Here is a 7,185-nt window from a genome sequence, read left to right as displayed (position 1 = left end):
TTTTTAAGACGTTATAACTTATTCTACACTATCCGAAGAACTAATGGCCAGCATAAAATGCGCTTTTTTTACTTTTAAACCAAATACTTAGAAAACCGGACAGGCACTAATTAGCTTTACAGTAAAAAGGGGATAAAAAAATGGAAACAAGTGACCGTATCATTGATACCAATGGCATCAAAATGCATATTGCAGAGCAGGGGCAAGGACCGCTGGTGGTCCTATGCCACGGATTCCCGGAATTAGCGTACTCCTGGAGGCACCAGTTGCCGGCCCTGGCCGAAGCGGGGTTTCATGCCGTCGCGCCCGATCAGCGGGGGTACGGTAAAACCGACAGGCCCGATCCCATCGAGGCCTACAATATCTTCGAGCTGGTCGGAGACATTGTCGGTCTTGTGCATGCTATCCCAAACCAGTCCCTGAATTTAAAACGGCAGAAGCGGTAGCTTACTTTTACGACGGATGGATTAGAGAACTAATTGCCCCAGATATTTTTGAAGAGCCACCACTTAAAGAATCAGTATCATTGATGCAAAAAGAAATAAGGCCTTTGGTAATGCATTGTTTATCTGAAACCAAGTTGATTAAGGTGGACACCGAAAAACTGCTTTGTGAGGGACGTGGGTAACGCTGCCGCTCCACCCACACCCCTCAAGTAGAACGTTCAGGAGTAATTATCCCCAGTCATGATAGGGTACGCTTTGCGCACCGAATTTCTGGCTAGCCAGAGCACCAGCCGCGGCATCGAGATCGTCGCACCCTAGGGCCGTTGAGCCCGTCTGTAGCTTGGTCCGATGCCGTATTCATCATCTTGAATTCGAACAGTCGCCAGGGCCATTGTACGTAAAAGAGCTCGTATTGCAAGGAGGAATCTTATGATGGAGATGAAGCATGTAGGTATTGATGTGTCAAAAGAATTTTTTGATCTGCATATTCTGGAAGACAATCGAGACATACATTTTGAGTACACCCCTAAACAGGTCAAGAAATGTGTGGATTATTTAACGAGATTATCGGTGGTTCTTGTGGTTTTAGAATCAACCGGGGGTTACGAAATACCGCTGGCCTGTGAACTCCAAGCGGCTAGACTCCCGGTGGCTATAGTAAATCCGCGTCGGATTCGAGATTTCGCCAAGGCGCAAGGCCAGATGGCTAAAACAGACAAGCTGGATGCCAGAAACATAGCGTATTTCGGGGCCACGTTACAACCGCCTCCACGTAAAGTGATTAACGAAAACCAGCGTATTTTAAAAGCTCTGGCTGCCCGTCGAGATCAATTGATTAAGATGCGTGTCGCCGAGACCAATCGGATGGAGCATGTGCTTGGAAAAGAGGTAGCGCGAAGCCTTAGGGCTATCCTCAGGGCGTTAGAAAAAGAGATTGAACGGGTTGATCAACATATCAAAGATCATATTGATCAACAGCCTGAATTGAAGCAAAAGGTGGCTATCCTTAAATCCGTACCGGGTATCGGAGATATCTCGGCTCACATGCTTGTAGTCGAGCTGCCGGAGTTAGGGCTGATAAACAAAAAGGAAATTGCTGCTTTAGTCGGAGTAGCACCAATGAATCGCGATAGCGGTATGTTTAAGGGAAAGAGGATGACAGGCGGTGGGCGGCGTCAAGTACGAACTAAAATGTATATGCCCACATTGGGGTAGCCATCCAGCATAATCCCGTAATTCGCCAGTACTATCTTAAACTACTGGAAAAAGGAAAATCCAAGATGACAGCCGTGGTGGCTGCCATGCGTAAATTAATTGTGATCCTTAACACCATCATGAAAAAAAATCAAATGTGGGAGCCTAATTTATCTTGATCTTCAAAACAGTCGCTACATTTTGTCTTCCTGCTCATACGATCAGGCATATACTTCAAGTTCTCTTTACCAGATATTACTTGATAATCCTTGACTGAAACTATTGACAGGGCTTATGGTGCTGAATTGAGGCACAGGCCAGGCCAGGCACAAATTTTATCAGGAAGGTGAGATGATAACCGAATTTGAACAAGCGCTGAGAAATTAATCCATCTCCTTAAGGAAAGGAAGAAAAGTACACAAATATGTTTACAGTCGTAGGTGAACGGATTAATACGTCGCGGCACAAGGTAGAGGAAGCGGTCGCCGCCAGGGATACGGCCTATATTCAGGAGGACGTGAAAAAACAGCAGGCCGCCGGCGCCCATTACATTGACGTGAACGCCGGGGCCCGGCTCGGCCATGAGATGGAGGACATAGAATGGCTTGTCCAGGTCATTCAGGAGGCGGTCGCCATTCCGCTCTGCCTCGACAGCCCGGACCCCAAGGTCCTGGAAATGGCCTATGGCCTGGTGGAAAAGCCCCCCATGATCAACTCCATCAGTCTGGAAAAGAACCGGTACGACACCATGCTTCCTTTTCTCAAAGGTAAAGAGTGCAGCGTCCTGGCCCTGTGCATGGAAGATACCGGCATGCCCAAAACTGCGCCAAAGGTTGTGGAGAGGGCCAAAAAGCTGGTGCAAGGACTTGAAGGCGCGGGTATCATGCGCGAATTTATCTATGTGGACCCCCTGGTTCAGCCGGTGAGTACGGATACCTCAAACGCGATGATGGTCACAGAGGCGGTCAGGAAAATCATGACCGACCTGCCCGGAGTGCACACCATCTGCGGGCTTTCGAATGTATCCTTTGGCATGCCTCAAAGGAAAGCGCTCAACCGGACTTTCCTGAGCCTGATGATGGCGGCCGGACTGGACTCAGCCATTGTGGACCCCCTGGATCAGAGGCTCATGACGGTTCTCAGATCAACGGAAGTGCTCCTGGGGCAGGATGACTACTGCCGCAGATACCTCAAGGCCTTTCGCGCCGGTGAGCTTCAGGCCTGAAATCGTTTTGTTTCAAACCTGAAATCCTAGGAGTTTTTTTGAAGATTAATCTGGAAAGAAGAAAATAAATACAAGCATGAATGTGCAAAGATATACGATCCATATAACGCCTCAAGGCGAGAGCCTCGAGGCCGCGGCAGGCCAAAGTCTCTTGGAAGCCCTGGCGGAGAATGGAATTTTCCTTCGTTCTGACTGCGGCGGTAAGGGCGCCTGTGGCAAGTGCGTTGTCAAAATCCTTGATTCAGACTTCCTTGAAGCCCAGCCGCCCTCCACGGCTGAACAAAAGCTTGTCGGAGTATCCTCTCTTAAGGCCGGCCATCGTCTGGCCTGCCGGGTGGAAGTTTGCGGCGATCTTTCGATTGAGATTCCAAAACAGGCCCTCTTGAGCCCCGAGGTGGTTCAAAAGCCGCCGTTATCGAAGATGCTTCAGCCTGATTATTCTGCGTCGAGGCGGACTCCAGGCCGGTCCGGGGAGTACGGCCTGGCCGTGGACCTTGGAACCACGACCATTGCCATATATCTCTGTGATCTGGCCGCCAACAGCGTCACGGCCACGGTCTCAGTCAAAAACCCTCAGAGTTTTTTTGGGGAAGACGTTATCAGCCGCATCAACGCCGTGGTTCAGGACGGCGCTCTTTTGCACCGGCTTCAGAGAATGGCGGTCAGGGCCATCGAGTGGGGCGCGGCTTCTCTTTTGAAATCGCGCCGTATTCCTGAGGAGTATATTAAAAAAATGGTCGTGGTGGGGAATTCGACCATGATCCATCTTTTCCTGGCTGAAGATCCGACATCGCTGGGAGTTTTTCCATATCGGCCCAGGTTCGTCCAAGAAAGGACCTTAAAGGCTGATGCTGTAAATTTTCGTTTTCATGACTCCATAAGCGTCTTGACCCTGCCGCTCATTTCAGGTTTTCTGGGCGCTGACATCCTGGGCGCGGCCCTGGCCACCGATATCAGGCAGGCTGAACCAGGCGCCATGCTTATTGACGTAGGGACAAACGGCGAAGTGATGCTGCGCGCAGCACAAGGGCTGCTCGGGACGTCCTGCGCCACCGGACCGGCCTTTGAAGGCGCAACCATACGTCACGGCATGCCCGCCGTTTCAGGGGCCATTGACGCGGTCAGGATTGATCCGGGCAGCGGCGGCGTCACCTGCCATCTCATTCAAAATAATCCAGCCGCATTGAAAAAGGCCGCTGGAATCTGCGGCTCGGGCGTGGTGAGCGCGGTGGCTGAACTCCTGCGCGCTGGAATCCTCGTGCAAAGCGGGCGCTTCAACCCCGAAATTGAGCTTCCCAATCTCTGCAGAGGAGAAGACGGTGTCCAGGAGTTTATCCTGGTTAAAGGTGAAGAATCAGAAATGAAGCGCCCGATTACGCTGACGCAAAAAGACGTGCGCGCCGTCCAGTTAGCCAAAGGCGCGCTGATTACGGGCATTGAGCTGCTCTGCCGCGAAATGCGGCTGGATCGTCCGAAACAGCTCCTGGTGGCGGGAGGGTTTGGAAACTTTTTGAACAAAGAGGACGCCATGACCATCGGCATGTTCCCCCGGCTGGCTGACGACGATCTTCAGGCGGTGGGAAACGCGGCCGGGGAAGGAGCGGTCCTGACGCTTTTTGATCCGGGTTTTCTAAAGAAAGCCAAGGAGGTGGTCCAGGACACGCAGGTGAAGGATCTGGCCGCAGACCCTGCCTTTCAGGAGAAATTTGTAAAAAGCCTTGATTACCCAAAGCCTTAATTTTTTCGAGAAACGCCGGCTTATCAGAATCAAAATTTATAATCGAGAGAAAGAAATCATGGAGCCAATCATACTGGACAGCCTGTCTTTTGAGGTCAAGACAGATTTGCTCATGAGAAAGGTTCGCGTCAAACCGGAAAGCAGGCACGCAGACGATCTCAGAGGTCTGGTTCATGAAGCCGAGGCAATCGCCAGGCCCAAGGCAGTGTACAGGATAGCCTTTACCGAGTTTAAGGATGACGACCATGTGGTTCTCGAAGGCGTTTCGTTTAAGAGCCGTATCCTCAGGGTCAACCTGGAGAACGCCTATCGGGTCTTTCCCTTCGTGGCTACCTGCGGCATGGAAATAGAGGACTGGGCCCGGGCCAAGGAAGACATGCTGCATCGTTTCTGGGCTGAAAGAATAAAAGAAAGGGCGCTGTATTCGGCCATGGAAGCCCTGACCAGGCACATAAAGGATCAGTTTTCTCTTGGCAAAACTTCCATCATGACTCCCGGGTCTCTGGAAGACTGGCCCCTCGAGGAGCAGAAGGCGCTTTTCAAAATCGTGGGGGACACAAAGAAATCTATCGGGGTGCAGCTAATTGAAAGCCTGATGATGATTCCGGTTCATTCAGTCTCTGGAATACTCTTCCCCACGGAAGTCACCTTTGTAAGCTGCCAGTTGTGCTCCAGAGAGGATTGTCCTGGAAGAAGAGCGCCGTACGACCAGGATTTGTATCAAAAAAAATACCAGAAGAAGTAAGAGGGTCAGGCTGTCGGGGTGTCTCTTAAAAGAGTTTTAAGGGAGAAAATCAACAGTCAAATGTCAGCGTATTACAAGGAGAGGAACAGATGCCAGACCAAACCGAAGAACTCATTCAACTGCGAAATGAACATATTCCCCAGGGCCCGTTCAACATAACGCCCGCGTTTATCAGAGAGGCCCGCGGGGCCGTGATGATTGACAAGGACGGCCGCGAACTCATTGATTTCAGCGGCGGCATCGGCGTCAACAACGTCGGGCACTGTCACCCCAAAGTCGTGGCCGCCATTAAAGACCAGGCTGAAAAATATATCCATACCTGTTTCCACGTCGCCATGTACGACTCGTACGTGGAACTGGCAGCCAGGCTCAATAAACTCGCGCCCGGAGACTTTCCCAAGATGACCATGTTCGCCAACAGTGGCGCAGAAGCGGTGGAGAACGCGGTCAAGGTGGCGCGTTATGCCACTCAGCGGCCGGCTGTTATCTGTTTTGAAAACGGGTTTCACGGCCGCACGCTTCTGGGCATGAGCCTGACCAGCAAGATCATGCCTTACAAGTTCGGGTTTGGGCCGTTCGCGCCTGAGATTTACCGCATGCCTTTTGCCTACTGCTATCGCTGTCCTTTTGGTCTTAAGTATCCCGGGTGTGACGTGGCCTGCGCGGATTACCTTGAAGAATTTTTTATCGGATACGTGGCCCCTGAATCAACCGCGGCCGTTATTGCCGAGCCCATCCAGGGGGAAGGCGGTTTTGTTACACCGCCGCCTGAGTATTTTTCGAAGATTCAGAAGATCTGTGAAAAGTACGGTATCGCCCTCATTATTGACGAGGTGCAGTCGGGCATGGGCCGCACCGGAAGGCTTTTCGCTATTGAACACTGGGGTATCGAGCCGGATATCATTACCCTGGCCAAGAGCCTGGCCGGAGGCATGCCTTTGAGCGCCGTTATCGGCCGCGCCGAGATGATGAACAAGCCTCACGTCGGAGGCCTGGGCGGAACATACAGCGGCAACCCTGTGTGCTGCCAGGCCGCCCTGGCCGTCCTGGAGATTCTGCTTGAAGACAACCTTATGCAGCAGGCGCAAAGCCTCGGGGAAAAACTCCTGCCTCGGTTCGAGTCTTTCCAGGAAAAATACGAGATCGTCGGGGACGTCCGAGGCAAAGGGCCAATGCTGGGCCTGGAACTGGTTCGAGACCGCCAGACAAAAGAACCGGCCCGGGAAGAAACCCAGAAGTTGATCGAGCTTTGTTATGAAAAGGGCCTGGTCCTGCTTTCGTGCGGCAGTTTCAGCAACGTCATCCGCACGCTCATGCCTCTGGTCATCAGCGATGAGCAGCTCGAGAGAGGGCTGTCCATTCTGGAAGAAGGTCTGCAATACTTGAGCGTTTCCTAGTACAATTCGGGTACAATTCGTAATTCGCAATTCAGCGAACATCACGCCTATTTTGTCCATTTAGTAAAGGGCGTCCCCCTTAACCAGGAATTTTTATCTGTGGGACGACCTCTCCCATTATTTTCCTCTCCTCTTTCATGACCCGACCTCCTTGAACAACTTCTTCTCACGTTAATGCAATTTCGTGTCCAAAGAAACCGGGGGTAACTCATCCTGATTAATTACAGGATTCACCTGATATTTTTCTCTCTTTACTTTTTAATCAAAAGGAGCATAATAATATTCAATACAGTTTTGTAGGTTGGGTAGAGCGGAGCGAAACCCAACAATTGGCTACAATCCGGTTAAACATAATTTAATCGAACCGCCCAAGGATCCGAAAATTTAAAATTTCCACGGTTACGTAAAAAAAGGGATTTATGAAGATATTGCGCAACCTG

General features: G+C 51.1%; 6 protein-coding genes. All 6 read left to right on the top strand.

Going from position 1 to position 7,185, the window contains the following annotated elements:
* Window positions 1-140 precede the first annotated feature (140 nt).
* The 6 genes from JRI95_16100 to gabT all read left to right on the top strand — a co-directional run bounded on the left by JRI95_16100 (window position 141) and on the right by gabT (window position 6,745).
* Window positions 141-446, top strand: coding sequence for an alpha/beta fold hydrolase (locus JRI95_16100; GenBank protein ID MBW2063066.1), 306 nt, complete (start codon window positions 141-143; stop codon window positions 444-446).
* A 429-nt stretch (window positions 447-875) separates the two neighbouring features.
* On the top strand, window positions 876-1,661 hold the full coding sequence (locus JRI95_16095; GenBank protein ID MBW2063065.1) for an IS110 family transposase: 786 nt from the start codon (window positions 876-878) through the stop codon (window positions 1,659-1,661).
* 403 nt (window positions 1,662-2,064) lie between these two features.
* Window positions 2,065-2,865: a methyltetrahydrofolate cobalamin methyltransferase gene (locus JRI95_16090; GenBank protein ID MBW2063064.1), complete on the top strand. Its 801-nt coding sequence runs from the start codon at window positions 2,065-2,067 to the stop codon at window positions 2,863-2,865.
* Between the two features lie 76 nt (window positions 2,866-2,941).
* The gene (locus JRI95_16085; GenBank protein MBW2063063.1) at window positions 2,942-4,603 is read left to right on the top strand and encodes a DUF4445 domain-containing protein; all 1,662 of its coding nucleotides are present in this window, start codon (window positions 2,942-2,944) and stop codon (window positions 4,601-4,603) included.
* A gap of 58 nt (window positions 4,604-4,661) precedes the next feature.
* Window positions 4,662-5,348 (top strand): vitamin B12 dependent methionine synthase, encoded by a 687-nt coding sequence (locus tag JRI95_16080; GenBank protein MBW2063062.1) that lies wholly within the window; start codon window positions 4,662-4,664, stop codon window positions 5,346-5,348.
* A gap of 89 nt (window positions 5,349-5,437) precedes the next feature.
* Window positions 5,438-6,745, top strand: coding sequence for a 4-aminobutyrate--2-oxoglutarate transaminase (gene gabT / locus JRI95_16075; protein ID MBW2063061.1), 1,308 nt, complete (start codon window positions 5,438-5,440; stop codon window positions 6,743-6,745).
* Window positions 6,746-7,185: the final 440 nt, after the last annotated feature.

It is taken from the genome of Deltaproteobacteria bacterium, from assembly GCA_019308995.1.
GTDB lineage: Bacteria > Desulfobacterota > Desulfarculia > Adiutricales > JAFDHD01 > JAFDHD01.
Note: the sequence above shows the minus strand (reverse complement) of the source record. Positions and strands in the feature narration are given on the sequence as shown.

What these genes read in the sequence shown, in the direction of transcription:
- JRI95_16100 (MBW2063066.1), top strand. Translation starts at nt 141, where the DNA reads ATGGAAACAAGTGACCGTATCATTGATACCAATGGCATCAAAATGCAT.
- JRI95_16095 (MBW2063065.1), top strand. Translation starts at nt 876, where the DNA reads ATGATGGAGATGAAGCATGTAGGTATTGATGTGTCAAAAGAATTTTTT.
- JRI95_16090 (MBW2063064.1), top strand. Translation starts at nt 2,065, where the DNA reads ATGTTTACAGTCGTAGGTGAACGGATTAATACGTCGCGGCACAAGGTA.
- JRI95_16085 (MBW2063063.1), top strand. Translation starts at nt 2,942, where the DNA reads ATGAATGTGCAAAGATATACGATCCATATAACGCCTCAAGGCGAGAGC.
- JRI95_16080 (MBW2063062.1), top strand. Translation starts at nt 4,662, where the DNA reads ATGGAGCCAATCATACTGGACAGCCTGTCTTTTGAGGTCAAGACAGAT.
- gabT (MBW2063061.1), top strand. Translation starts at nt 5,438, where the DNA reads ATGCCAGACCAAACCGAAGAACTCATTCAACTGCGAAATGAACATATT.